Annotated in this window: 18 protein-coding genes; 4 read left to right on the top strand and 14 right to left on the bottom strand. The window is 70.1% G+C overall.

The genetic code is table 11. The annotated features are described in order from the left end of the window. Positions 1 to 412 precede the first annotated feature (412 nt). From glgB to FS770_RS09900, 3 genes are all read right to left on the bottom strand, one after another. On the bottom strand, positions 413 to 4564 hold the full coding sequence (gene glgB, locus FS770_RS09890) for a 1,4-alpha-glucan branching protein GlgB (protein ID WP_145011513.1): 4152 nt from the start codon (positions 4562 to 4564) through the stop codon (positions 413 to 415). Positions 4565 to 4626: 62 nt separating this feature from the next. Next, a complete protein-coding gene (gene treS / locus FS770_RS09895; RefSeq protein WP_145011516.1) occupies positions 4627 to 6396 on the bottom strand; it encodes a maltose alpha-D-glucosyltransferase in 1770 nt (589 codons plus the stop codon). A gap of 112 nt (positions 6397 to 6508) precedes the next feature. Then, the gene (locus tag FS770_RS09900) at positions 6509 to 8542 is read right to left on the bottom strand and encodes an alpha-1,4-glucan--maltose-1-phosphate maltosyltransferase (protein WP_145011625.1); all 2034 of its coding nucleotides are present in this window, start codon (positions 8540 to 8542) and stop codon (positions 6509 to 6511) included. 450 nt (positions 8543 to 8992) lie between these two features. Here FS770_RS09900 and glgP point away from each other — a divergent pair, with 450 nt between their 5' ends. Then, positions 8993 to 11620: an alpha-glucan family phosphorylase gene (gene glgP, locus FS770_RS09905; protein ID WP_094393528.1), complete on the top strand. Its 2628-nt coding sequence runs from the start codon at positions 8993 to 8995 to the stop codon at positions 11618 to 11620. A gap of 57 nt (positions 11621 to 11677) precedes the next feature. Here glgP and glgX read toward each other — a convergent pair whose 3' ends face one another. From glgX to FS770_RS09935, 6 genes are all read right to left on the bottom strand, one after another. Beyond that, the gene (gene glgX / locus FS770_RS09910) at positions 11678 to 13897 is read right to left on the bottom strand and encodes a glycogen debranching protein GlgX (protein WP_145011519.1); all 2220 of its coding nucleotides are present in this window, start codon (positions 13895 to 13897) and stop codon (positions 11678 to 11680) included. After that, positions 13884 to 14852, bottom strand: coding sequence for a 23S rRNA (guanosine(2251)-2'-O)-methyltransferase RlmB (gene rlmB / locus FS770_RS09915; protein ID WP_055084092.1), 969 nt, complete (start codon positions 14850 to 14852; stop codon positions 13884 to 13886). The genes glgX and rlmB overlap by 14 nt, the downstream gene beginning before the upstream one ends. Before the next feature lie 84 nt (positions 14853 to 14936). After that, positions 14937 to 16379, bottom strand: coding sequence for a cysteine--tRNA ligase (gene cysS, locus FS770_RS09920; protein ID WP_145011522.1), 1443 nt, complete (start codon positions 16377 to 16379; stop codon positions 14937 to 14939). 166 nt (positions 16380 to 16545) lie between these two features. Further along, positions 16546 to 17046 (bottom strand): 2-C-methyl-D-erythritol 2,4-cyclodiphosphate synthase, encoded by a 501-nt coding sequence (gene ispF / locus FS770_RS09925; RefSeq protein ID WP_145011525.1) that lies wholly within the window; start codon positions 17044 to 17046, stop codon positions 16546 to 16548. A gap of 4 nt (positions 17047 to 17050) precedes the next feature. Beyond that, positions 17051 to 17824, bottom strand: a complete 774-nt coding sequence (gene ispD, locus FS770_RS09930) for a 2-C-methyl-D-erythritol 4-phosphate cytidylyltransferase (protein WP_055084098.1) — start codon at positions 17822 to 17824, stop codon at positions 17051 to 17053. A 19-nt stretch (positions 17825 to 17843) separates the two neighbouring features. Continuing rightward, the gene (locus tag FS770_RS09935; RefSeq protein ID WP_035960700.1) at positions 17844 to 18329 is read right to left on the bottom strand and encodes a CarD family transcriptional regulator; all 486 of its coding nucleotides are present in this window, start codon (positions 18327 to 18329) and stop codon (positions 17844 to 17846) included. A 207-nt stretch (positions 18330 to 18536) separates the two neighbouring features. On the opposite strand from FS770_RS09935, the gene FS770_RS09940 reads away from it, so the two are divergent. Next, positions 18537 to 19073: a hypothetical protein gene (locus FS770_RS09940; RefSeq protein WP_145011528.1), complete on the top strand. Its 537-nt coding sequence runs from the start codon at positions 18537 to 18539 to the stop codon at positions 19071 to 19073. A 79-nt stretch (positions 19074 to 19152) separates the two neighbouring features. On the opposite strand, the gene FS770_RS09945 is transcribed toward FS770_RS09940, so the two are convergent. Both FS770_RS09945 and FS770_RS09950 read right to left on the bottom strand, forming a co-directional pair. Beyond that, a complete protein-coding gene (locus FS770_RS09945; RefSeq protein WP_094393525.1) occupies positions 19153 to 19833 on the bottom strand; it encodes a response regulator transcription factor in 681 nt (226 codons plus the stop codon). After that, the gene (locus FS770_RS09950; protein WP_055084107.1) at positions 19830 to 21017 is read right to left on the bottom strand and encodes a sensor histidine kinase; all 1188 of its coding nucleotides are present in this window, start codon (positions 21015 to 21017) and stop codon (positions 19830 to 19832) included. The genes FS770_RS09945 and FS770_RS09950 overlap by 4 nt, the downstream gene beginning before the upstream one ends. A 223-nt stretch (positions 21018 to 21240) precedes the next feature. Here FS770_RS09950 and phoU point away from each other — a divergent pair, with 223 nt between their 5' ends. Further along, positions 21241 to 21939 carry a phosphate signaling complex protein PhoU gene (gene phoU, locus FS770_RS09955; protein ID WP_055084109.1) on the top strand — a complete coding sequence of 233 codons (699 nt, stop codon included), beginning with the start codon at positions 21241 to 21243 and terminating at the stop codon, positions 21937 to 21939. Between the two features lie 185 nt (positions 21940 to 22124). Here phoU and FS770_RS09960 read toward each other — a convergent pair whose 3' ends face one another. Further along, positions 22125 to 22883: a phosphoglyceromutase gene (locus FS770_RS09960; RefSeq protein ID WP_179229848.1), complete on the bottom strand. Its 759-nt coding sequence runs from the start codon at positions 22881 to 22883 to the stop codon at positions 22125 to 22127. 79 nt (positions 22884 to 22962) lie between these two features. On the opposite strand from FS770_RS09960, the gene FS770_RS09965 reads away from it, so the two are divergent. Continuing rightward, entirely contained in the window at positions 22963 to 23754 is a 792-nt protein-coding gene (locus FS770_RS09965) for a class I SAM-dependent methyltransferase (protein ID WP_144943123.1), read from the top strand. A gap of 18 nt (positions 23755 to 23772) precedes the next feature. On the opposite strand, the gene FS770_RS09970 is transcribed toward FS770_RS09965, so the two are convergent. Then, entirely contained in the window at positions 23773 to 24123 is a 351-nt protein-coding gene (locus FS770_RS09970) for a DUF2516 family protein (protein ID WP_055084115.1), read from the bottom strand. 9 nt (positions 24124 to 24132) lie between these two features. Continuing rightward, positions 24133 to 25263: a trans-sulfuration enzyme family protein gene (locus tag FS770_RS09975; protein ID WP_145011531.1), complete on the bottom strand. Its 1131-nt coding sequence runs from the start codon at positions 25261 to 25263 to the stop codon at positions 24133 to 24135. Positions 25264 to 25329: the final 66 nt, after the last annotated feature.

Below are 25329 nucleotides of genomic sequence, written 5' to 3' on the forward strand. Positions count from 1 at the left end.
CAAAAAATTTGGTATCAACAAACTAGACACACTATTGAGTTGACAAACAACACACCACAACGACCTGGCTTGTTCTCGATAAGCTGTTTTCGCTTGGTTGCGATCCGCAAGCTTACCGTTCAGCTTTGCCGTTCGCAACTCCGGGTGAACACCCGGTGAAGCTCTGCAGCACAACCGCCATCCGCTGGCTTGCGGGGACCTACCGTAGCACACGTTTTCGCTGCTGTGCAGCGCGGGTGCTCTGGGTGGATCCCCCGGATCTTGCGGCCCTTCGTCCCGCTCTCGCGGTCGCCGGGGCAACTCGGAAGACATTACACGCGCCCCGGGGAAACGACAAACCCGCGGAGGCTCAGGGCCGTTCGCGGGTTCGTCGTCTGTTGTCTCCCACTCCAGCGGGAGACAATTGCGGTCGTCATTCCTCTCGAGCCTGGCGGCCGCCCTCGAGCGCGGCGTGGCTGACCGGCTTGAGGAAGAGCACGGCCAAAGGGGGAACGGTGAGCTCTGCCGAGGCCGGGGCACCGTTGAAAGCGCCCTCGTTGGCGGTCACCTTCCCCAGGTTTCCGACGCCCGAACCGCCGAAGACCTCGGCATCCGTGTTCAGCACCTCCTCCCACTCGCCGGCCCAGGGCAGACCGAGGCGGAAGTTCTCGTGGGTGTTCCCGGCGAAGTTCGCCACGCTCACGAGCGGGTTGCCCTGATCGTCCCACCGGGTGAACGAGAGTGTGTTGCGCATGGCGTCGTTCGCGTCGATCCACTCGAACCCCGATGGGTCGTTGTCACGCGAGTAGAGCGCGGGGGTGCTGCGGTAGACCTCGTTCAGGCTCTTCACCAGTTCCTGGACGCCGTGGTGCGGCGGAGTCTCGGAGAGCCACCAGTCCAGACCGTGCTCCTGGGACCACTCGGATTCCTGGGCGTACTCGGTCCCCATGAAGATCAGCTGCTTGCCGGGGTGTGCCCACATGTACGCGAGGTAGGCGCGCACACTGGCCAGCTGCTGCCAGCGGTCGCCCGGCATCTTGCGCAGCAGCGATCCCTTCCCGTAGACGACCTCGTCGTGCGAGATCGGCAGGATGAAGTTCTCCGAGAACGCATATACCAGTGAGAAGGTGGCCTTGTTGTGGTGGTAGTGGCGGTTGATCGGATCCTCGGCCATGTACTCGAGGCTGTCGTGCATCCATCCCATGTTCCACTTGATGCCAAAGCCCAGACCGCCCGCGCTGGTCGGCTTGGTGACACCTGGGAAGGATGTGGACTCCTCCGCAATCATCACGACGCCGGGGTTGCGGCGGTACGCCGTTGCGTTGGCCTCCTGCAGGAAGCCGATCGCCTCCAGGTTCTCGCGGCCGCCGTACTGGTTGGGCTCCCACTCGCCGTCGTTGCGGGAGTAGTCGAGGTAGAGCATGGAGGCCACAGCGTCCACGCGCAGCCCGTCCACGTGAAACTCCTCGAGCCAGTAGTTCGCGTTGGCCACGAGGAAGTTGCGCACTTCGCGACGACCGTAGTCGAAGATCAGCGTGCCCCAGTCCTTGTGCTCGCCGCGACGGGGGTCCGGGTGCTCGTAGACGGGCTGGCCGTCGAACTTGGCGAGCGCCCACTCGTCTTTGGGGAAGTGCCCCGGGACCCAGTCCACGAGCACGCCGATGCCCGCCTTGTGCAGCTGGTCCACGAGGTAACGGAACTCGTCCGGGGAGCCGAAGCGCGAGGACGGCGCGTAGTAACCGGTGACCTGGTAGCCCCAGGACCCGCCGAACGGGTGCTCGGCCACGGGCATGAACTCCACGTGCGTGAACCCCTGCCACGTGAGGTACTCCACGAGCTCCCGCGCGAGGTCGACGTAGCCGAGTCCCATGCGCCACGAGCCGATGTGCATCTCGTACACGCTCATGGGCGCGTTGTGGGGGTCCGTACTCGCGCGCCGAGCCATCCACTCGGCGTCCTGGAACTCGTACTCGGAGTCGAAGACCCGCGACGCGGTGGACGGCGGGATCTCGGTGCCGAATGCCATGGGGTCCGCCTTGTCGCGCCACGCCCCGTCCACCCCGCAGATGCGGAACTTGTAGGTGTCCCCGGACTTCATGCCGGGCACGAACAGCTCCCACACGCCGCTGGAGCCCAGCGAGCGCATCGCCTGCTCGGAGCCGTCCCAGCCGTTGAAGTCGCCGATCACGCGCACAGCCTGGGCGTTGGGCGCCCACACCGCGAAGCTGACACCCGAGACGTCGCCCAGGGGCGAGGGGTAGTGCTGCACGTGCGCGCCCAGAACCGTCCACAGCGTCTCGTGGCGGCCCTCTCCGATGAGGTGCAGGTCCAACTCGCCGAGCGTGGGGGCGAAGCGGTACGGGTCGTCGACCTCTTCCTGGTCCTTGCCCGCGTACGTCACGTCCACGCGGTAGTCGGGGATCTGGCCCTCGTCGTGCGCCGGGACCACACCGGTGAAGATGCCACCCCACTCGTGCTCGAGAGGGAACGTGCCGTTCGGCGTGCGCACCGAGACCTGCGTCGCGAAGCGCCGCAGTGTGCGGATGGTCACGGAGCCGTCCGGGTTGGGGTGCGCTCCGAGCACGGAGTGGGGATCGTGGTAACGGCCCTCGGCGACCGCCGCGAGGACGTCCTGGGCGACAGGCACCGGCCCGCCGGCGGGGCCGGAGGCCGCCGGCGCGGCATCTCCACCGGAGGGACGCGTGGCGTGACGGGCCCCGCGCGCGGGGCTGGAGGCGTCGGAGTCGGAACGGGCGGTCGTCCCCTCCGTGGCCCGGGGGTCAGCGGACGGTGAGGGCTCTGAGGACGCGGCAGGCTCGGAGGAGGGTGCGGGGCCGGTGTTCTGGGGGTGCTCGGTGGTCACGAAATCCTCGGTTCTCGACGGCGTTGACTGGCTCTCGTGGGCTTCGTGACTCACGTTACGGGAGCGTGCACGTTCAAGCGAGCGCACCACGGCCGCCGCAGGGACCTGCACCCAGTCGGGTCGGTTGCGCTGCTCGTAGACGACCTCGTAGAGGGCCTTGTCCAGCCACAGCGCCCGGTAGAGCACGGAGTCCGTGTCCAGAACGTCCCCGCGCGTGGTGCCGTAGCCCGCCAGGAACGCGTCGGAGACCGCGCGCGTCCACTCCTCGGTGTCCTGTTCCGTCTCCTTGGCGGCCATGGCTCCGGCGTAGTCGAAGGAGCGCAGCATTCCCACGACGTCGCGCAGCGCCACGTCCGGGCGCACCCGCTCCTTGATAGGACGCAGCGGCTCGCCTTCGAAGTCGAGGATGCGGAAGCCCTGGTAGTCGCTGTGCAGCACCTGCCCCAGGTGGTAGTCGCCGTGGATGCGCTGCAGGGCCGGGATGCTCCGGGTCTCGGAGAGCTCCTCGAGCAGTGCGTCGACCTGCGGCGTGAGGGACTCGAAGCGTTCCCCGCAGGACTCCCAGGCCCAGCGGATGCGCGAGGCAAGGTCCTCCAGGAAACGACGCCGGGCGGCGTCGTCGACCGTGACGGGCTCGAAGGCACCCAGGAGGTCGGCGTGCACGCGCGCCGTCGTGGCCCCGAGGTCCCACGCGAGGTCCGTGAAGTCGCTGCCCTGCGTGGCGGCGGAGACAGCCATGGCCCACGCGTCCTCGGAGTGGTCCAGGAACTGCGCGGCCACGGCGAGCTGCCCGGACGTCGTGACCAGGCCCTGGCGCCACTGAGCGTCGAGCCAGCCTGCGGTGGCCGGTACCGCGGTGGAGCCGTGCGAGGTGAGCTTCACGCCGACCTCGACGTCCGGGTTGCGGCCCTCCCCCACCACGCGGAAGAACTTGACGATCACGGCGTCCCCGCCCAGGGCGTCCGTCCGGTCCGCGGTCTGCGCGGGACGCAGGATCACGGAGGTGTTGGACTGCTCCGAGGAGATCACGTGCACCTGCTCCGGGGAGGAGATCCGGTAGTCCGTGTTCAGCGCGCCCGTGTAGCGCCCGTGCAGACCCATGCCGTGGCGCAGCACCCCTCCCTCGGTGAGCTGCGCGTCCATCATCCGCAGCACGCGGTCCAGGAAACCGGGCTCGCCCACGGCATCGTAGAGGTGCAGCGTGGCGCCGTCGTCCGCGGCCTCCGTACCACTCACACGGTCGGCAGCCTCAGTGCCCGGCCTTGCGGAACCCGACGACGCGGCGTCGTCCGCCGCCCTGCGAGCCCCACCCTGGGTCCCGTGACGCGAGCCGCGACGTCGCTCCAGCAGCGAACCGGCCTGCGAGATCGCGCGGCGCAGGAAGGACGCCGAGGCCTCTGCTCCCGCGATCAGCTGCTCGGGCAGCGGGCGGTCCGGACCGCCCACGCAGTAGGAGCCGATCGCGAACCGCTCCAGCTCCGGAATCTCCCGGATGCTGCCCACCACCGGGACGCTGAGCAGCTCCGTACGCTCGCCCACGGTGACCTGCACCAGGTAGATGGTGCGCTGCGTGCCGAGCTCGGACTCCCAGCGGTCGTCCCCGCCGACGTCCGTGCGGCCCACCACGTTCAGCCTCAGCTGGTCCGGGGTGGCCGTGAACGGGAACCACCGCTGGAGCGGCAGCCACTCACGCAGCCGGTCGAGAAGTTGCTGATCCGTCATGTGGGCTCCCCGCTTTCGTCTGGAACTGTCTGTCGCGCGCGCACGGGCGGACCCGCGCGGTCTCACTCGCTGCGTGCGGGCCTGATGATGGGCATCGCCACGGTCTCCGGATGGCTGCCGTCCGTGGCCGGGGCAGTGCGCAGCCGCAGCCAGAAGAAGTCCTGCGAACCGAGCGTGATCCGGTAGTCGCCCTCGTCGGAGAACGACCCGAAGGGCTCGCCGCCGAAGAGTTCCCGGGTGCCACGGCCCGCGTATTCGCCCAGGTGCACCGAGCAGCTCGCGGGCACGTGAGAGAGATTGAAGATGCACAGCAGGGTCTCCCCCACGCCGTCCTCCGAGTCCTCGGGGTCCAGGCGACGCAGAAATGCGAGCACGGACTCGTGGTCCGTGGCCACATTGACGTACTCGCCCATGCCGAAGGCCGGGTGGGCCTTGCGCACCATGAGCATTTGACGGATCCAGTGCAGCAGCGAGGACGAGGACGCCAGCTGGGTCTCCACGTTCGTCTGCGCGTAGTTGTAGACCAGCGACTGCACCACGGGCAGGTACAGCTTGCCCGGGTCCGCGGTGGAGAACCCCGCGTTGCGGTCCGGGGTCCACTGCATGGGCGTGCGTGAGGCGTCACGGTCGTCGAGCCAGATGTTGTCCCCCATGCCGATCTCGTCCCCGTAGTACAGGAACGGGGAGCCCGGCAGGGAGAGCAGCAGCGCGTGTGCCAGCTCCAGCTCGGCTCGCGAGTTGTCGAGCAGCGGCGCCAGACGGCGTCGGATGCCGATGTTCGCCCGCATCCGGGAGTCCGGTGCGTACCAGCCCAGCATGGCCTGGCGCTCCTCGCTCGTGACCATCTCGAGCGTGAGCTCGTCGTGGTTGCGCAGGAAGGTGCCCCACTGGGTGCCCTTGGGGATCTGCGGTGTGTTCTCCATGGTGGAGATGATCGGCTCGGCCTTCTGATCACGCAGGGAGTAGTAGATCCGCGGCATGATCGGGAAGTGGAAGCACATGTGGCACTCCGGCGCCTCCTCGGTGCCGAAGTACTCCACGACCTCGTGGGGCATCTGGTTCGCCTCCGCGACGATCACCCGCCCGGGGTACTCCCGGTCCACCATCTCGCGCAGCCGCACCAGGAAGTCGTGCGTTCCGGGGAGGTTCTCGCAGTTGGTGCCCTCCTCTTCGATGAGGTACGGAATTGCGTCCGCGCGAAAGCCGTCGATACCCATGTCCAGCCAGAACTTCACCACGTCGAAGACCGCCTCGACGACCTTCGGGTTCTCGAAGTTCAGGTCCGGCTGGTGCGAGAAGAAGCGGTGCCAGAGGAACTGCCGGCGCACCGGGTCGAAGGTCCAGTTCGAGATCTCCGTGTCCACGAAGATGATGCGCGCGTCCTCGTACTTCTCGTCCGTGTCCGACCACACGTAGAAGTCCCCGTAGGGGCCCTCCGGGTCTTCGCGGGAGGCCTGGAACCACGGGTGCTGGTCCGAGGTGTGGTTCAGCGGCAGGTCCGTGATGACGCGCAGGCCACGGGCGTGGGCCTCCGCGACGAGACGCTTGAAGTCGCTGACCGTGCCGAACTCGTCCAGCACGGAGTAGTAGTCGGAGATGTCGTATCCACCGTCGCGCAGCGGGGACTCGTAGAACGGCGGCAGCCACAGGCAGTCGATGCCGAGCCACTGCAGGTAGTCGAGCTTGTCGATCAGGCCGGTGAAGTCACCGGAGCCGTCGCCGTTGGCGTCGGAGAAGGCGCGCACGAGGACCTCGTAGAAGACGGCCTTACGGTACCACTCGGGGTCGTGGGCGATCCCGGGAGCGTTGAGGTGGAAAGGAGTGGTGCTCATGGTGTGCGGGACTGCCCTCTCGCAGAGACAAGTGTGACGAACGTGAAAGGTACGGGACTCGACGGGCCGCCGCCATGACCGCGGAGTGCCGCGGCGCGCGGCGGCCGGCGGGTCACTTGACGTCCCGGCGGATGCTCAGCACGTGTGCGGGCTCCACGTAGGGGTCCAGACGAACGTAGTTGTGACTGCCCCACTTCCAGCTCGCGCCGGAGATGAGGTCGTCCACCCAGAACGAGCCGTCCTCGTTGAAGTCCTCGTCCCGCAGGTCCAGTGAGTCGAGGTCCAGCCAGACCGTTGCCTCGCGCGTGGCGTGGGGATCGGTGTTGACGACCACGATGACCGTGTCCCGCACCTCCACGCCCCCGTGCTCGACCGTCTTGGTCTTGCTGTAGGCCACGACGGCGTCGTCCGAGGTCGCCTGCACGGTGAGGTTCTGCAGGTCCCCCAGCGCAGGGTGGTCTCTGCGGATCTGGTTCAGGCGGGTGACGTACGGCGCGAGGGACTCGCCGCGTTCCAGGGCACCATCGAAGTCGCGCGGGCGCAGCTGGAACTTCTCGTTGTCGATGTACTCCTCGGCCCCCGGGCGGGCCACATGCTCGAAGAGCTCGAAGCCTGCGTAGAGGCCCCACAGCGGGGAAGCCGTGGCCGCGAGCACGGCTCGCACCTTGAATGCCGCGGGACCGCCGAACTGGAGGTACTCGGTGAGGATGTCCGGGGTATTCACGAAGAAGTTGGGGCGGTAGAAGCCCGAGGTCTCGTGGGAGATCTCCTCGAAGTATTCCTCGATTTCCTCCTTGGTGTTGCGCCAGGTGAAGTACGAGTAGGACTGCTCGAAACCGGCCTTCGCAAGCCCGCGCATCATGGCCGGCCGGGTGAAGGCCTCCGCGAGGAAGACGGTGTCCGGGTGCTTCTCGCGCACGCGGGCGATCAGCCACTCCCAGAACCACAGGGGCTTGGTGTGGGGGTTGTCCACCCGGAAGATGTCCACCCCGTGGCCAATCCACAGCTCCACGATCCGCAGCACCTCGGCCGCGAGGCCCTGGGGGTCGTTGTCAAAGTTCAGGGGGTAGATGTCCTGGTACTTCTTGGGCGGGTTCTCGGCGTAGGCGATGCTGCCGTCCGCGCGCGTGGTGAACCACTGGGGGTGCTCCTGGACCCACGGGTGGTCCGGGGACGCCTGCAGCGCGAGGTCCAGGGCGACCTCGAGACCGAGCCCTTGGGCGTGGGCCACGAAGGCGTCGAAGTCCTCGAACGTGCCCAGGTCCGGGTGGATGGCGTCGTGACCGCCCTCCGGGCCGCCGATGGCCCACGGGGAGCCGGGGTCCTGGGGCCCCGCGGTCAGGGTGTTGTCCGGGCCCTTGCGGTGGTTGCGCCCGATGGGGTGGATCGGAGGCAGGTAGGCGACGTCGAAGCCCATGCGGGCGGCACGGTCCAGCGCCGGCGTGGCCGTGCGGAAGTTCCCGGAGGTCCAGGTTCCCGACTCGGGGTCGTACGTCGCGCCCTCCGAGCGGGGGAAGAACTCGTACCACGCGCCCCGCCCGGCGGCCTCGCGCTCGACCTCGACCGGATAGCGCGCGGACGTGGTCACGAGGTCGCGCAGCGGCCGGTCCTCGACGTAGCGCAGGATCTGCTCGGAGGTGGCGATCTGCCAACGCTCCTCGGGTGTGCGGGAGGTGTCCGTCATGGCTTCGGACGCGTCCTCGAACGCACGGACCTCCTCGGACGAGCGCTCCGACTCCTTCGACGCCGCGTCGAAGAGCAGCGCGGCCTCCTGAAACATCAGCTCCACGTCCTGGCCCACCCCGAGCTTGATCTCGGCGGCGTGGTGCCACGTGTCGTAGAGGTCGGACCAGCCCTCCACGGCAAAGCTCCAGCGGCCCTCGGACTCCGGACGCACCACGGCCTCGTAGCGGTCCGTTCCGGTGGCCACGAGCCGCATCCGACGCCGCTGGGTCTCCCGCCCCCGGGGGTCGTAGAGCACCGCGGTCACACCCAGGGAGTCGTGGCCCTCGCGGAACACGGTGGCACCCACCCGAATGTCCTCGCCGGGGATCGCGGTGGCCGGGAAGCGCCCGCCCTCGATCACTGGGCTGACGTCGGTCACGGGGATGCGTCCGTAGACCAGATCCGCGGACGGAAAGTCCATGGGGTCATCCTCGGGGTCCTGCGGCTCGGTGCCCTGGATTTCGGTGCGCCGCGGCTCCGGGGTGACCCCTGGCTCCGGGACGGTGCGCCCGTTGCCGGTCCCGTGGGACTCGCGCGCGACGACGTGGCTGTCGTCCGCCGCGGTCACGGCACTAGCGTGAGGGGCGACGTCCGCGCTCGAGACGGACGGAGCGACGTCCGGCACTCCCGTGGCGGGCACCGGCGGGGTCAGGCGCGAGCCGACGTCCGGGTGCGCGTCACCCGCGTGGGCGTCCGGTGCGGGATCGTGGGACGGGCGACGACCATGGGGCTGTGAGTTCTGCTGCGACACGTGACCAACGTTACCGACTATCCCCGGGATTCTTAAGGCCCCGGGATCCTGGCATGCGGAGGTGTGTCACACGGCGGGGCGTGCGGCACGGGCGGCGTGCCCAGCCGCTAGGCTCGCACTGTGAAGGCCATCCGCAGGTTCACCGTCCGCACCGTCCTCCCCGAGTCGATCGCCCCGCTGGGGCGCCTGGCCAGGAACCTCCGCTGGTCCTGGCACAAACCCACCGAAGACCTCTTCGCCGCGCTCAACCCGCATGCCTGGGAGGCTGTGCACGGGGACCCGGTGAAGCTCCTGGGCTCGCTCACCCGCGAGGAGATCCAGCAGATCTCCCAGGACCCGGAGTTCGTGGCGCGCGTGCGCGCTCTGGACGCGGACCTCGAGACCTATCTCACCGAGCCGCACTGGTACCAGCGCACCCAGGGCCCGGAGGCACCGCGCGCCATTGCCTACTTCTCCGCCGAGTACGGGATCACCCCCGCGCTGCCGCAGTACTCGGGCGGGCTCGGAATCCTCGCCGGGGACCACCTCAAGACCGCCTCTGACATGGGCGTCCCCGTGGTCGGCGTGGGCCTGCTCTACCAGGCGGGGTACTTCAAGCAGTCCCTGTCCCGCGACGGCTGGCAGCAGGAAACCTACCCGGTCCTGGACCCGGACGAGCTGCCACTGACCCTGCTGCGCGAAGCGGACGGCACGCCCGCTCTGATCACGTTGCCCCTGCCGGACGGGCGCAGCCTCTCCGCACAGATCTGGCGCGCGGACGTGGGCCGGGTTCCCCTGCTGCTGCTGGACTCCAACATCCGGCAGAACGACGACGCCGCCCGCAACATCACCGACCGCCTGTACGGCGGCGGCAGCGACCACCGTTTGCAGCAGGAGCTGCTGCTGGGCCTGGGCGGGATCCGCGCGCTGCGCGTTCACAGCCGCCTCACCGGCGCCGCCGCGCCGGAGGTCTACCACTGCAACGAGGGCCACGCCGGGTTCCTGGGCATCGAGCGCATCCAGGAGCTGATGAGCCCCGAGGACGGCTCGGAGCCCATGACCTGGGAGGAAGCGCTCGCGGAGGTCCGCGCCGCCACCGTGTTCACCACCCACACCCCCGTGCCCGCGGGCATCGACCGGTTCGAGCGCGACCAGGTGGGCCACTTCTTCTCCGCCGGGCTCACCCCGGCCGTGCCGCTCAAGCGGATTCTGGACCTCGGCGCCGAGACCTACCCGGACGGGAATCCTGGCAAGTTCAACATGGCCGTGATGGGCCTGCGCCTCGCACAGCGCGCCAACGGCGTGGCCAAGCTGCACGGTGCGGTCTCCCGCTCCATGTTCCACGGCCTGTGGCAGGGCTTCGACGTGGACGAGGTTCCGATCACCTCGATCACCAACGGGGTGCACGTGCCCTCGTGGATCGACCCGCTGGTGTGGGACCTCGCCGTGGAGCCGCAGGAGAACGACCTGCACCCGGCCGCGCGCTGGCGGAAGGTCTACGACGTGCCGGACGCCGAGCTGTGGGCCGTGCGCCGCGTGCTGCGCGAGCGCCTCGTGCGCGACGTCCGCGAGCGCCTGCGCGCCTCCTGGAAGAAGCGCGGTGCCGCAGACGCCGAGCTGGGCTGGACCGAGTCCGTGCTGGACCCGGACGTGCTCACGATCGGCTTCGCCCGGCGCGTGCCCACCTACAAGCGTCTGACGCTCATGCTGCGGGATCCGGCGCGGCTGAAGCGGATCCTGCTGGACCCGCAGCGCCCCGTGCAGCTGGTGGTCGCGGGCAAGTCCCACCCGGCGGACGAGATGGGCAAGCGCATGATCCAGGATCTCGTGCGGTTCACGGACGATCCCGAGGTCCGTCACCGCATCGTCTTCCTGCCGAACTACGACATCGCGATGGCACGCGTGCTCTTCCCGGGCTGCGACGTGTGGCTCAACAACCCCCTGCGCCCGCTGGAGGCGTGCGGAACATCCGGCATGAAGGCCGCGATCAACGGTGGTCTGAACCTCTCCGTCCTGGACGGCTGGTGGGACGAGATGTACGACGGCCAGAACGGGTGGGCCATCCCCACCGCGGACAACAAGGCCAGCACGGACGAGCGGGACGACGTCGAGGCGGCCGCACTCTACGAGCTCATCGAGTCCCACGTGGCGCCCCGCTTCTACGGCGACGGCACAGAGGCCGGTGCCCTCGCGCCGCGGCACGAGACGGCCCCCGCCCCGGACGCGGTCCCTCACCAGTGGCTCGCGATGGTGCGCCACACCCTCGCGACGCTCGGGCCCCGCGTCTCGGCGCGGCGCATGCTCACGGACTACGTGCAGCAGCTCTACGTCCCGGCGTGCGTCTCCGGCCGTGCCGCGGCGGCGGACGACGGCGCAGCAGCCCGGGCCACCGCGCACTGGATCGAGCGCGTGCGGGAGGCCTGGCCGCAGGTGCGGGTGGAGCACGTGGACGCCCAGGGCGTCCACCAGGAGCCGCAGATCGGCGACGAGCTGACCGTCAGCGCGTACGTGGACCTGGGCTCCCTCACCCCCGAGGACGTCACGGTGGAGGTCGGCTACGGGCGGGTGTCCGAGACCGACCACATCCACGAGCGCTCCTACGCCGTGCTGGAGCCGGACGAGCCCCTCGACGGCGGCCGCCAGCTCTTCTCCGGTCCCATCACGATCGACCGCTCGGGGCCTTTCGGGTACACGGTGCGGGTTCTGCCCCGCCACGCGGGTCTCGCCTCCCCCGCTGAGCTCTCCCTGGTGAGCAACGCGGCGGACTGAGACCCCGCACGCAGAGAAAAGAGGCCCCGGACCACTGGTCCGGGGCCTCTTGCGTGCTCAGGTGATCGCGAACATCGCCACGCCCTGCGGCGGGAGCGTGACCTCGTCTCCGGTGCGCCAGCGGTTGCCGGTCAGCTCGTCCAGGTGCGAGTCCGTGGCGAGCACCAGCCGGTAGGTGCTCGCCGCCGTTGCGTCACCCGCTCCCGCCGCGTGGGACGTGCCACGGGCGCCTGGGACACGGGCGTCGCGGTCCCCGGGGACCCGCTCGGTGCGCGCCGGGTGCTCAAAGGCCGGCAGCACCGCGGCCACCGGGGACTCCGTGCCGTTGAGGACGAAGAGTCCGGCCACTCGCCCGCCGCGGGCGGCGAGTACGACCTGCAGGGCGCGCTCCCCGTCCGTCTGCCACAGTTCCGCCGTCATGGGCTCCCCTGAGTTCGCGTACCAGTTCAGCACCACGTCCTGCGGCCGCGTGGGGAACTCGTGGGGCTGTCCCGCGAGGAACGCGCGGCGGATCCGGACGAGGCGCTGCGTGATGTGCAGCATCGAGCGGTCGAACGGGGTGAGGGCCCAGTCCACCCACGACAGCCGGTTGTCCTGGCAGTACGCGTTGTTGTTGCCGCCCTGCGAGCGCAGCAGCTCGTCCCCCGCAGTGATCATGGGCACGCCCTGGGAGAACAGCAGGGTGGCCATCATGTTCCGCGCCGTGGCCGCCCTCGCGGAGCGGACGCGGACGTCAGGGGAGAAGCCCTCGTGGTCGTGGTTCCAGGAGTGGTTGTCGTTCGTGCCGTCGGCGTTGCTCTCACGGTTGGCCTCGTTGTGCTTGCTGTCGTAGGCCGTGAGGTCGTAGAGCGTGAAGCCGTCGTGCGCAGTGATGAAGTTGACCGAGGCCAGCGTGGTGCGCCCGTTCGGTGCGAAGAGGTCCGCGGAGCCGGACATGGCCCCCGCGAGCCGCGCGGCGGTGCCGCCCCCTCCCCCGCGGCGCATCGTGCGCTGGCCGGAGAGCCAGAAGTCGCGGACCGTGTCCCGGTACTGGTCGTTCCAGTCCGCCCACCCCGCGGGGAAGCGGCCGGTCTGCCAGCCGCCGACCCCCACGTCCCACGGCTCGGAGATCATCCGGACTCCCTGCAGCACCGGATCCGCGGCCACGGCCACGAAGAACGGGTGGTTGCGGGTGAAGTGGTGGTGCTCGTCCCGGCCGAGCTCCGGCGCGAGGTCGAAGCGGAAGCCGTCCACGTGGCACTCCTCCACCCAATACCGCAGTGAGTCCAGGGTCATCCGCACCACCTGTGCGTCTGCGAAGTTCACGGAGTTCCCGCAGCCGGTGACGTCCACGTAGTTGCCGTGCTCGTCGTGCCGGTAGTACTCGCCCTCACCCAGCCCCCGCCAGCAGTAGGCCCGCTGGTCCGGACCGCCCTCGGCCGTGTGGTTGTACACGACGTCCAGGTAGACCTGCAGCCCGGCGCGGTGCAGGGCGTCCACCATGTCCTTGAACTCGTCCAGCACCGCGGTGGGCCCCGCCTGCTGGGCCGCGCGCGTGGCGTAGCAGGCGTGCGGGGCGAAGAAGCCCAGGGTGTTGTAGCCCCAGTAGTTCGTGAGTCCGTTGGCCGTGAGGTGCGCCTCGTCCAGGTGCGCGTGCACCGGCAGCAGCTCCACGGCGGTGACCCCCAGCCCACGCAGGTGCTCGAGCACCGCCGGGTGCCCGAGCCCGGCGTACGTGCCGCGCAGCTCGTGGGGGATCTCCGGGTGGAGCATGGTGAGGCCCTTGACGTGCGCCTCGTAGATCACGGTGTCCCGCCAGGGGTGGGCGGGGCGGGGTTCGTCGTGCCACTCGTGGTCCTGCGCCACGACCTCGCTGACGTACATCCCGCCGTAGGCGTCCGGACCGGGGTCCACAACGTCGCCCGGCGGGGCCACGCGGGTCAGTCCCCTTCCATAGGGGTCCAGCAGGATCGGTTCCAGCGCCGGGTCCGGGACGGGGGTGCCGTGCGCCCGGGCCGGGACGAACCCGTAGCGGGTGCCCGCCGGCATGGCAGGGGACACGTCGCGCGCGAGCTCCTGAGCGCTCATGCTCAGCGAGGCCACGCCCCGGGGCCGGGGCACTGTGGCGTAGTGGATTCCGTGGTTCATGCCGTCCAGGCGCAGCCGCTGCCAGGCCTCGCCCGGCCGGGCGAAGACCAGGTCCACCTCGTCCAGCCCGGGGGCGTAGACCGCCACGTTGGCGGTGCCGTCACCGGACGGCGAGGGGTGGACCCCCAGCGGGTGGCTACGCGCTTGCACGGCGACGCGCGATCTCGTACAGCGTGATCCCCACGGCCATGGACGCGTTGAGCGACTCCATGGCGGACTCGATGGGAATGGAGACGATTGCGTCGCAGTGCTCGGTGACGAGCCGGGAGAGGCCCTTGCCCTCGGAGCCGACGACCACCACGAGGGGCTCTGTCGCCAGTTCGAGCTGCGGCAGGGACATGTCCCCGCCGCCGTCCAGGCCCACCACGAAGTAACCCTGCTTCTTGCAGTTCTCGAGAGTGCGGGTGAGGTTCGTGGCTTTGGCCACGGGAACGCGTGCGGCGGCACCGGAGCTGGTCTTCCAGGCCGTGGCCGTGACGCCCGCCGAGCGGCGCTCGGGAAGGATCACGCCGTCTCCTGCGAACGCGGAGACGCTGCGGATGATCGCGCCGAGGTTGCGCGGGTCCGTGATGCCGTCCGCCGCCACCAGCAGAGGGGGGTGGCTCTCGTCGCGGCGTGCCATCAAGGAGCTCGCGAGCTCGTCCGCGTCCGGGTACTCGTACGGGGGAACCTGCAGCACCACGCCCTGGTGGATGGCATCCGCGGAGAGACGGTCCAGCTCCGAGCGGGAGGCCTCCAGCGTGGGCACCTGGCGTTCGGCACACAGCTGCAGGATGTCCTTGACGCGGTCGTCCACCTCGATCTTGGTCGCCACGAACAGCGTCTTCGCGGGAACGCCCGCGCGCAGGGCCTCGAGCACCGAGTTGCGCCCGGTCACGAGGTCCTCCTTGATGGGCCCGCCACCCGAGCGCTGGGACCTGCCGTGGGAGCTCTGCTGCCTGCGGGCTGCAGCCTGCTTGGCCTTGTACGCCTTGTGGTAGACGCGGTCCTCGGCCTTGGGCGTGGGGCCCTTGCCCTCGAGGCCCTTGCGGCGCTGACCGCCGCTGCCGACGACCGCGCCCTTCTTCTTCTTGCGGACGGCTCCGGCTCGGTTGTTCTGGGCCATGGGTCAGCACTCCGTGTCTGTCACGGGTCACGGCACGGGGCCGCCCCGGGGTGGTCGGCGATTTCGCTCCAGTTTAGGTCAGCGTCAGGAGCACACGGACCACTCCGCGCCCTGGGGGCCGTCCTGCACGACGACGCCTGCGCCCGCCAGCCGGTCCCGGATCGTGTCCGCCAGGGCCCAGTCCTTCGCCTCCCGCGCGGCCGCGCGCTGGACCAGGAGGTCCTGCACGAGCGAGTCGAGCGCGCGGTGCTCCGCGCCGTCGGCGTCCTGTGGGCCGTCCAGGTCCATCAGCTGCAGCAGGCCCATGACGTCGCTCATCCCCGCGACGGCCGCGACCGCGGACCGCGCCGACGCCGGCTCCGGACCGGCGAGTGCCGAGTTGGCGGCGCGCACCGACTCGTGCAGCGCGGCGAGCGCCCGGGGGACGTTGAGGTCGTCGTCCATGGCCTCCGAGAACGCCTCGGGCACGTCCTGCGGGGTCCAGTCCAGCGCGAGTCCGGCGCGGAGCGCGGCGACCAGGACCGCCTCGACGCGCTCGACGGCGGCGGTGGCCTCCTGCAGGGACGTGGGCCGGTAGTCCAGCACCGACCGGTAGTGCGCCTGTCCCAGGTAGTAGCGCACGGCGAGCGGGCGCGCCTGCTCGAGCATGGCCTCCGGCGAGACGGTGTTGCCGATGGACTTGGACATCTTCTCGCCCTGGTACGTCACGAGCCCGTTATGCAGCCAGAAGTTCGCGAACTCCCGCCCGGCCGCCGTGGACTGGGCCAGCTCGTTCTCGTGGTGCGGGAAGCGCAGGTCCAGCCCGCCGCCGTGGATGTCGAAGTGCGCGCCCAGGTACTTGTGGGCCATCGCCGAGCACTCCAGGTGCCAGCCCGGACGGCCCCTGCCCCAGGGGGAGTCCCACGACGCCGTGAGGGGTTCGCCCTCCTTGCGCCCCTTCCACAGGGCGAAGTCACGGGGATCCCGCTTGCCCCGGGGATCAGCGTCCGGGGCGTCCTGCATGTCCTCCACCCGCTGCCGGGTGAGCTCCCCGTAGCGGGGCCAGGAGCGGACGTCGAAGTAGACGTCCCCGGAATCGTCGAGGGCTGGGTACGCGTGCCCGGCGTCGACCAGCTCCTGGATCAGGGCGTGCATCTCCGGGACGTGCCCCGTGGCCCGCGGCTCGTAGGTGGGCCGGTCGATCCCCAGCGCGGCGTAGGCCCGTCCGAAGACCCCCTCGAACCGGTAGGCCAGCGCCCACCACTGCTCCAGCGGGTGCTCTCCGGTGAAGCCCTCCTGATAGGAGGCCGCCGAGTTGGCGAGGATCTTGTCGTCGATGTCCGTGACGTTGCGCACCGTGGTCACGCGGTAGCCGCGGAAGCGCAGCCACCGGGCCAGGACATCGAAGACGAGAGCGGAGCGCACGTGTCCGATGTGCGGCGCCCCCTGCACCGTGGCACCGCAGTAGTACAGCCCGGCCTCGCCGGGGTGCACGGGGACGAAGTCCCTGGTGGTCGCGGACGCAGTGTCGTAGAAGCGCAGAGTCACCGGACCAGTCTAACGGGGACGCCCGTGTGGCCCGTGACGCCGGACGCCCAGGACGTCCGGACAGGCGGACCAGCGGTACGTCCAGATGGCGGGGACGTTCAGGCGGTCGGGGCGTGCGGACCGACGGCACGTCCAGGTGCTCGGCACGTTTGGACGGGCCCGACGTTCAGGCCGGCAGCACGAGGGCCGTGGCGATCGCCGCGATACCCTCCCCGCGGCCCGTGAGGCCGAGGGCGTCCGTGGTGGTGGCGCTCAGGTGCACAGGAGCACCGGCCGCCTCCGTGAGCACGGCGGCGGCCTCCTCGCGCCGGGGTGCGAACCTGGGCCGGTTGCCGATCAGCTGCACGGACACGTTGCCCACCCGGAAACCGGCCGTGGTCACGGTGCGCACGGCCTCGGAGAGGATCGCGACGCCGGAGGCCCCCGCCATCTCCGGACGGTCCGTGCCGAAGTGGGCGCCGAGGTCCCCCACCCCGGCCGCAGAGAACAGAGCGTCCGCGGCCGCGTGCGCCACGACGTCCCCGTCCGAGTGCCCGCTCAGACCGCGCTCGCCGGGCCACAGGAGCCCTGCGATCCACAGGGGGGTCCCCTCCGGGCCGAACGCGTGGACGTCCACGCCGATGCCGGTCAGGGGAAGGAGGTACGGAAGGGGGCTCAAGGTGCTCATGCGCTCATTCTCTCCGTTCCACGCCGGAGCGGGCCGCCACCACTGCCCGTGCGAGCAGCAGGTCCAGGGGACGGGTGACCTTGAAGGACTCCTCGTGGCCTTCGACGAAGTACACCGTGTGCTCGGGGGCGTGGCGCTCCACGAGACTGGCGTCGTCCGTGATGCCCTCGGGACCCGGGGTCGAGGCCGCGTCCGCCTCGCACTCCACCGGAAGCAGGCCGGCAGCCGCGTTGACCCTCACGAGCAGGGCGCGGTCGAAGCCCTGGGGGGTCTGCACGGACCGCAGGCCCGCGCGGTCCACGGTCCCGGTGCTCGCACCGGCCTCGTCCACGCCGCGCACCGTGTCCGTGACGGGCGTGACGGGCACAACCGCCGAGGCCTCGTTGTGAAGGGCGGCGACCACGCGCGCGAAGACGACGGGCGGGGTGAGACAGCGGGCGGCGTCGTGCACCAGGACGTGCTCCGTGTTCTCCGGCAGCTGCGCGAGAGCGCGGGCCACGGACTGCGCACGGGTGGCGCCGCCCGTCACCGCTCGCGCTCCCACGGCACGGGCGAGCGAGCTTAGCTCGGTGTCCCCCTCCGGCACGGTGACGACGACGGCCGCGGCGGGCAGTGCCTCACGCACGGTGCGCAGGGCGTGGGCGAGCAGGGGTCTGCCTGCCACGGGGACGAGCGCCTTGGGCATCCCGTACCCCAGCCGCGTGCCGGAGCCGGCGGCCACCACGACGACGGCGAGCCCGTCCGCAGTGGACGGGCTCGCAACATCAGGGTGTCTCATCAGGAGAGGAGAGGGTGGCTCAGGCGGCCGACAGGATGTCGTCCAGGCGCTTCTCCGCCTCTTCCTCGTCGATCTTCTTGGCCAGGGCCAGTTCGGAGGTGAGGATCTGCCGGGCCTTGGTCAGCATGCGCTTCTCGCCAGCGGAGAGTCCCTTGCCGCGGTCGCGACGCCAGAGGTCGCGCACGACCTCCGCGACCTTCAGGACGTCCCCGGAGGCAAGCTTCTCGAGGTTGGCCTTGTAACGGCGGGACCAGTTGGAGGCCTCCTCGGCGTCCTGGGCCTGCAGCACCGCGATGACCTCTTTGAGGCCGTCCTCGTCCACGACATCCCGGACGCCCACGAGGTCCACGTTCTCCGCGGGAACCTCGATCATCAGGTCTCCCTGGGTGACCTTGAGCCGGAGGTACATCTTCTCTTCGCCCTTGATGGTGCGAGTCTTGATCTCCTCGATGGTTGCAGCACCGTGGTGCGGATAGACAACCGTTTCGCCAACCTCAAATACCATGCACAAACCCCTTTCAGCCCACCAAGTCTACCACGGTGTATGATTCGCCACCCTGTGCTGGGACGCCCCTCGAACGTCGGGCCTGCGGCCCCGCACAGCCGCCGAGCCGCGCCACGGACGAGCCCGGGATGCAGACGATCCGTGGCCAAACCGATAGACTGACCTCAAATTGCCACACGCTGTCAGAGAGCCCGAGGAGTTCGTGCCGTGAAGAACGCCGCCCACAAGAAGTTGCAGCACCTCGGACTGGGTGCGGCAGCGCTTGCCGTCCTGACCAGCGTAAGCGGCTGCGCGTACATCAGCCCGCAGGCCACCACGGACAGCTTCGCCCCGGCGGACGGCATCCAGATGGACCTCGGGGACCTCAAGCTGCGCAACGTCCTGGTGGTCGCCAAGGATGCGAACTCCGAGGGCCGCGTGCTCGGCACGGTCATCAACAACGACGATGCCGCGCAGACCCTCACCATGGACGCGAGCGGCTCCACGGTGAAGATCGACGTTCCCGCCAACAAGGAGGTCGTCCTGGAGAAGTCGGAGCCCGTGATACTCGAGCGTGCCGGCGCCAACCCGGGTCTGATGGTGGACACCACCTTCCGCGCCGGCAGCGACGACGAGACCGTCTCGGTGCCCGTTCTGGACTACACCTACCCCCGCTACGCGAGCTTCATGCCCGGCGGCGTGCCCTCCACTCCGGCGAACCCCTCCAACACACCGAACGCGGAGAAGGCCGAGGGCGGTCACTGACCGCTCCCGGCCCTCTCGCCTGACGAGAAGAGGACCGTGACCCCAAAGGTCACGGTCCTCTTCTCGTGCCCGCACCGGTTCACGGCTCGAACTTGTACCCGAGACCCCGCACGGTGACGATGTGCCGCGGTGAGGACGGATCCGGTTCCACCTTGGAGCGCAGCCGCTTGACGTGGACGTCCAAGGTCTTGGTGTCCCCCACGTAGTCGGAGCCCCACACCCGGTCAATCAGCTGCCCGCGGGTGAGCACGCGGCCGGCGTTGCGCAGCAGCATCTCGAGCAGCTCGAACTCCTTCAGCGGCATGGCCACGGTCTCGGAGCCCACGTGCACCACGTGGCGCTCCACGTCCATGCGCACGGGCCCGGCCGAGACCGTGGCGGTGAGCAGCTCCTCGGGCTCGGCCCTGCGGCGCAGCACCGCCCTGATCCTGGCCACGAGCTCCCGGGAGGAGTAGGGCTTGGTCACGTAGTCGTCCGCCCCGAGCTCCAGGCCCACAACCTTGTCGATCTCCGCGTCCTTGGCGGTGAGCATGATGATCGGAACGCTCGAGCGCTGCCGGATCTGCTTGCACACCTCGGTGCCGGACTGCCCCGGCAGCATGAGGTCCAGCAGCACGAGATCCGCGCCGGCCCTGTCGAACTCGGCGACGGCGCTGATCCCGTCCGCAACAACGCTCACGTCGAAGCCCTCCCGGCCCAGCAGGTAGGCCAGCGGATCACTCAGGGACTCCTCGTCCTCCACCATGAGAATCTGGGTCACGCGCGTTCCTCCACTCGATCGTCGCGTTGCCCGCCGCTCGCGGGCTCCGCCTGGTCCTCGGGGTCGTCCATGGGCGGCAGCAGCAGTGTGAACGTGGAGCCACGCCCCGGCTGCGACCACACGGACACCTCGCCGCCGTGCTGCGCCATGACGTGCTTGACGATGCTCAGCCCCAGCCCCGTGCCGCCGGTCTGGCGGGAGCGCGCACTGTCCACCCGATAGAAGCGCTCGAAGATCCGGTCCTGCTCCGCATCGGAGATCCCCGGGCCCTGGTCCGTGACCGTGACCTGCACCATTCCCCCGCGCTCCCGCAGCCCCACACCCACGCGGGTGTCCTCCGGCGAGTATCGCACGGCGTTGTCGATCAGGTTGCGCACCGCCGTCACCAGCATGTCCGGGTCCCCGAACACAGGGATCTGCACGTGGCCCCCCACCTTCAGGGAGATGTTCCTGCTCTCCGCGGCGAGCCTGCTGCGCTCCACGGCCTCCTGCACGGTGCGGTTGACGTCCACCGCCGTGCCCTTGGCGACAACGTCCGTGCCCTGCAGTCTGGAGAGCTCGATGATGTCCTGCACCATCGCGCTCAGCCGGGCGGACTCCCGCTGCAGGCTCGCGGCGAAGTGCCGCACGGCGTCCTGGTCCTCGGCGGCGTCCTCGATGGCTTCGGAGAGCAGGCTGACGGCGCCCACGGGGGTCTTCAGCTCGTGGGAGACGTTGGCCACGAAGTCGTTGCGGATGGACTGGGCCCGCACGATCTCGGTCTGGTCGTCCGCGAGCAGCAGGATGTACTCGTCCGCGATGGTCACCACGCGCATGTCCAGCACGATGGAGCCCCGCTGCAGCTGGCCCCGCGAGAGCTCGAGGCGCCTCTCCTCGACCACTCCGTTGCGCCGGGTGCTGCGCACCATCTCCAGCAGCTCGTCGTGAACCACGGTGTGCCCGCGCACGAGACCGTAGGCGTACGCGGCGGGAGAGGCCTTCACGACTCCGTCCACGCCGTCGACCACCACGTACGCCAGGCCCAGAGCCGCGAGGATCTCCGCGGTGCCCTCGGGCAGTGTGGGCTCCTGGACGTCCGCGAGGAAGTGGCGACGGCGCTGGCTTGCCCGCACGGCGATCAGCCCGCTGATGCCGAGCAGGAAACCGATGAACCCGGCCAGCAGGGCAATCGTCGTCTCGCTCACGGGGCCAGCTTAGACGCCCGGATCCGCGGCGGGGCCCGGGATCCCTGCCCGCAGCGCGGTGGTTCAGCCAACGTTCACCTGGGCATGGTGGCGCGTTCACTCCCGCCTGTGAACCTGGGCGGAGGTGTGCGAATCCGTCGTGCCGTCTCCCCCGGTGGCAGCCGTGCCCTCCTGGACGCGTAAGCTCTGGGACCAAGAATTGCCCTGAACGAAAGGACGCCCTGTGCGCAAGGTTTTCCAGGCTGAACTCCACCAGGTCGGCGAAGAGCTGATCCAGATCGCCACGCTCGTGCAGCAGGCCCTCGGCAGCGCCCGCACGGCCTTCCTCGACGCAGACATCCAGGTGGCGGAGGAGGTCATCTCCAACGACGCCCGGATCGACTTCCTGCAGAACGACCTGGATGAGCGCTCGATCGACATCCTCGCCCTGCAGTCCCCCGTGGCCTCGGACCTGCGCATGATCGTGGGTGCGCTGCGCATGAGCGCCTCGCTGGAGCGCATGGGCGACCTCGCCCGGCACCTCGCGCAGCTTGCCCGCCTGCGCTTCCCGGAGCCCGTGCTCCCGGAGTCCATGCGGGGTCACTTCGAGCAGATGTTCGACATCGACCTCAAGCTCATCGCCCGCGTGATCACGGCGCTGGAGGACCGCGACATCAGTGAGACGGACGAGATCTTCGCCCTGAAGTCCGAGCTCAACGTCAAGCACCAGCAGGTCTTCGAGATGCTCGCGGACCCCAGCTGGAACTCCTCGGTCCCCACCGCCGTGGACGTCACCCTCGCCTCGCGCTACCTCGAGCGGATCGGTGACCACGGCGTCTCCGTGGCCCGCAAGGTCTCCTACCTGGTCACCGGCGACTGGGCCCCCGCCACCGACTCCCGCCCCACCGGCCACGGCCACATCGGCACCGACGCCGGCGAGTGACGCGGCGGGCGACGGCGCGGCGTCCGGTGACGCGGCGACGTCGCCCCCTCCCGGCGCCCGGCACGCCCACCGGACCGCGAGCGCGGTCCGCGACGCCACCCCATCCCGGCCCATCCCGGCCACGACGACGGAATCCCCGTCACCCCACGTGGGGTGACGGGGATTCCGCGTTGTCGGGCGAAGGACTACTTCTTGCCCTGGTTCGCCACGGCCTTGATGGACTCGGCCGCGGCGTCCGGGTCCAGGTAGCGGCCACCGGCGGTCACGGGCCGGAAGTTCTCGTCGAGCTCGTAGTACAGCGGGATGCCCGTGGGGATGTTCAGCCCGGCGATGTCGTCGTCCGAGATGCCGTCCAGGTGCTTCACGAGCGCACGCAGGGAGTTGCCGTGCGCGGCCACCAGAACGGTCTTCCCGGCCTGCAGGTCCGGGACGATCTGCTCGTCCCAGTAGGGCAGGAAGCGCTCGAGGACGTCCTTGAGGCACTCGGTACGGGGCAGGTCCACGACGTCCGCGTACCGGGGGTCCCCGGCCTGGGACCACTCGGAGGAGTCGTCGATGGCGGGCGGCGGGGTGTCGTAGGAGCGGCGCCAGGTCATGAACTGCTCCTCGCCGTACTCCTCGCGGATCTCCGCCTTGTTCTTGCCCTGCAGGGCGCCGTAGTGGCGCTCGTTGAGACGCCAGGAGCGCTTGACGGGGATCCAGAGCCGGTCCGCGGCGTCGAGCGCGAGGTTGGCGGTGTTCATGGCGCGGCGCAGCAGGGACGTGTGGACCACGTCCGGCAGCAGGTCGTTCTCCGCGATCAGTTCACCGCCCCGCGTGGCCTCGGCGCGGCCCTTGTCGGTGAGCGGCACGTCCACCCAGCCGGTGAAGAGGTTCTTCTCGTTCCACTCGGACTGGCCGTGGCGCAGGAGGATGAGCTTGTGGGTCACTGAATCGTTAGCCATGCCCCCATTGTCCCACCCAGCGCGCGCAGGGGGAACGGGTGTCGCCCGGCAGCGGACCCGGTGCCAGTACAGTGTGCGTGTGCCAGCCCAGTCCCGCCCCGTGGGGTCCATCACCCGCGGCACCACCAACCCCAACCGGTTGCGCCGCGCGGACCGCTACCTCACCGGAGTGCTCGCACCGCTGCTGCGCCGCGCGCAGGATCCGCTGCTTGTGGACCTCGGCTTCGGCGCGGCCCCCGTGACCACCGTGGAGCTGCTGCAGCGCGCCCGCACGGCGCGCCCGGACGTGACGCTCGTGGGGGTGGAGATCGACCCGCAACGGGTCGACGCCGCCCGGGTCCACACCCGCCCGGGTCTCGAGTTCCGGCGCGGAGGCTTCGAGATCCCCACCGGTCCGCGCCGGCCCGTGTTCGTGCGGGCCTTCAACGTGCTGCGGCAGTACCCCGTGGAGGAGGTGCCCTGTGCCTGGGAGCTCGCGTGCTCACGGCTCGCGCCGGGCGGAGTGCTGATGGACGGGACGTGCGACGAGATCGGGCGGCTGGCCACCTGGATCTGCGTCACCGGGGAGGGGCCGCAGACGTTCACCGTGAGCATGCGCCCGGGCAGCTACGCCCTGCCGTCGGACGTGGCGGCGCGGCTGCCCAAGATCCTGATCCACCGCAACGTGCCCGGCGAGCGCGTGCACGACTTCCTGGCCGCCGCCGACGCCGCGTGGTCCGTCAACGCCGCGCTGTCCCCGTTCGGTCCGCGCCGACGCTGGATCGCCACGTGCCAGGACCTGAAGGCCGGCGGGTGGCCCGTCATGCACGGGCCGCGGCGGTGGCGGCTCGGGGAGCTCACGGTGTCCTGGGACGCCGTCGCCCCCTCCTGAGGTTCGACGCTCCGGGCCCTACCAGCGGCCGGGGTTGCGGGACTCCCCCGCCACGGCGGGTCGCACGTCCGCGAAGTACACGCCCGCGATCGTGGCGGCCACGAGCATGAGGATCAGCGAGCCCGAGCGAGGAACACCGAAGCTCACGAGCTGCAGCGTGGAGAAGACCGCGCTGAACACCGAGACCACGGCGGCACCGCCGGTGAGGGCCAGCCAGAACGTCTTGGTGCGCTTCCAGGCGCGTTCGAACTGCACCGCGGAACGGCGCACGCAGTCCAGCGCGGCAAGCAGCGCGAGCACCGCCACCACCAGGGTGATGGCGTAGTCCAGGTAGTTCGCCAGTACGAGGGCCCAGGGGTAGGAAGTCACGGGAGCAGTCTACCGATCCGCGAGCGCGTCGAGCCCGGGCAGCAGGTCCTCCCAGAGGTCCTCCACGTTCTCGATCCCCACGGACAGCCGCAGCAGGGACTCCGGGACGCTGGCGGGCTCCTCCGGATGGCGCCGCCGCCGCTCCACGAGGGACTCCACACCGCCCAGCGAGGTGGCCGGGGTCCACACGCGCAGCCCGGCGACGAGGCGCTCGGCCGCGGCGGCGTCGTCGTCGAGGACCACCGAGACCACCGACCCGAAGCCGCCGGCCATCTGGGCAGCGGCCCGCTCGTGGCCGGGATCCTGTGGAAGGCCCGGGTAGCGGACCTCCGCCACGGCCGGGTGCTCCGAGAGCCTGCGGGCGAGTTCCGCGGCGCTGGCCATGGAGCGCTCCACGCGCAGCGCCAGGGTGCGCACACCGCGCAGGGCGAGCCACGCCTCGAACGGGCCGGGAACGGCGCCCTCGAGGGTGCGCTGGGCGTGCAGCCGCTCGCGCAGCTCCGGCGTGGCGCACAGCACCGCGCCCATCAGCACGTCCGAGTGCCCCGCGATGTACTTGGTGGCCGAGTGCACCACGAGGTCCGCGCCGAGGGTCAGGGGCCGCTGCAGCAGGGGCGTGGCGAAGGTGTTGTCCACGCACGTGAGCACGCCCCGCTGCCGCGCACCGCTCAGCAGAGCGGGCAGGTCCGCGACCTCCAGCATGGGGTTGGTGGGGCTCTCGATCCACAGCATGTCGGCGCCGTCGAGGGCGTCCAGGGTGGCGCCGGTGTCCGCGACGTCCACGGTGCGCACGGAGAAGATCCCGCGCTGCTCCCACGCCCGGGCGAGCTGCATGCTTCCCTGGTAGCTGTGCCGCGGCAGCACGAGCGTGCCGCCCACGGGTACGAGCGTGAGCGCGGCGGTGATGGCCGCGAGCCCGGACGCGTAGGACAGCGCGGGGCACGGGGACTCCTCGAGCGCGGAGAGCACCTCCTCGAAGGCCTCCCACGTGGGGTTGGTCTGCCGGGCGTAGGAACGGTCCGTGTCCGCGACCTCACCCACCCCCCGGTAGGTGGAGGTCAGCACCACGGGAGGGTTCACGGGGGCGTCGTGCTCGTGTGCGGGGCGCCCGCCGGCAACCACCACGGTGTCTTTTCGCATCCCTCCACCCTAGTCCGGCCCCCGTCCGGCCCGGCGGCGGCCCACCGTGCGGTGCGCCCTGCCCAC

Origin of the sequence: Kocuria salsicia (genome assembly GCF_007681555.1) — a bacterium.
Classification (GTDB): Bacteria; Actinomycetota; Actinomycetes; order Actinomycetales; family Micrococcaceae; genus Kocuria; species Kocuria salsicia.

Bases quoted from the DNA above. Each gene is read 5' to 3' on its own strand.
- FS770_RS09900 (WP_145011625.1), bottom strand. From the start codon at position 8,542: ATGGACTTTCCGTCCGCGGATCTGGTCTACGGACGCATCCCCGTGACC.
- ispD (WP_055084098.1), bottom strand. From the start codon at position 17,824: ATGAGACACCCTGATGTTGCGAGCCCGTCCACTGCGGACGGGCTCGCC.
- FS770_RS09975 (WP_145011531.1), bottom strand. From the start codon at position 25,263: ATGCGAAAAGACACCGTGGTGGTTGCCGGCGGGCGCCCCGCACACGAG.
- FS770_RS09935 (WP_035960700.1), bottom strand. From the start codon at position 18,329: ATGGTATTTGAGGTTGGCGAAACGGTTGTCTATCCGCACCACGGTGCT.
- FS770_RS09960 (WP_179229848.1), bottom strand. From the start codon at position 22,883: ATGGCTAACGATTCAGTGACCCACAAGCTCATCCTCCTGCGCCACGGC.
- rlmB (WP_055084092.1), bottom strand. From the start codon at position 14,852: ATGGCCCAGAACAACCGAGCCGGAGCCGTCCGCAAGAAGAAGAAGGGC.
- glgB (WP_145011513.1), bottom strand. From the start codon at position 4,564: ATGACGGATCAGCAACTTCTCGACCGGCTGCGTGAGTGGCTGCCGCTC.
- ispF (WP_145011525.1), bottom strand. From the start codon at position 17,046: ATGAGCACCTTGAGCCCCCTTCCGTACCTCCTTCCCCTGACCGGCATC.
- treS (WP_145011516.1), bottom strand. From the start codon at position 6,396: ATGAGCACCACTCCTTTCCACCTCAACGCTCCCGGGATCGCCCACGAC.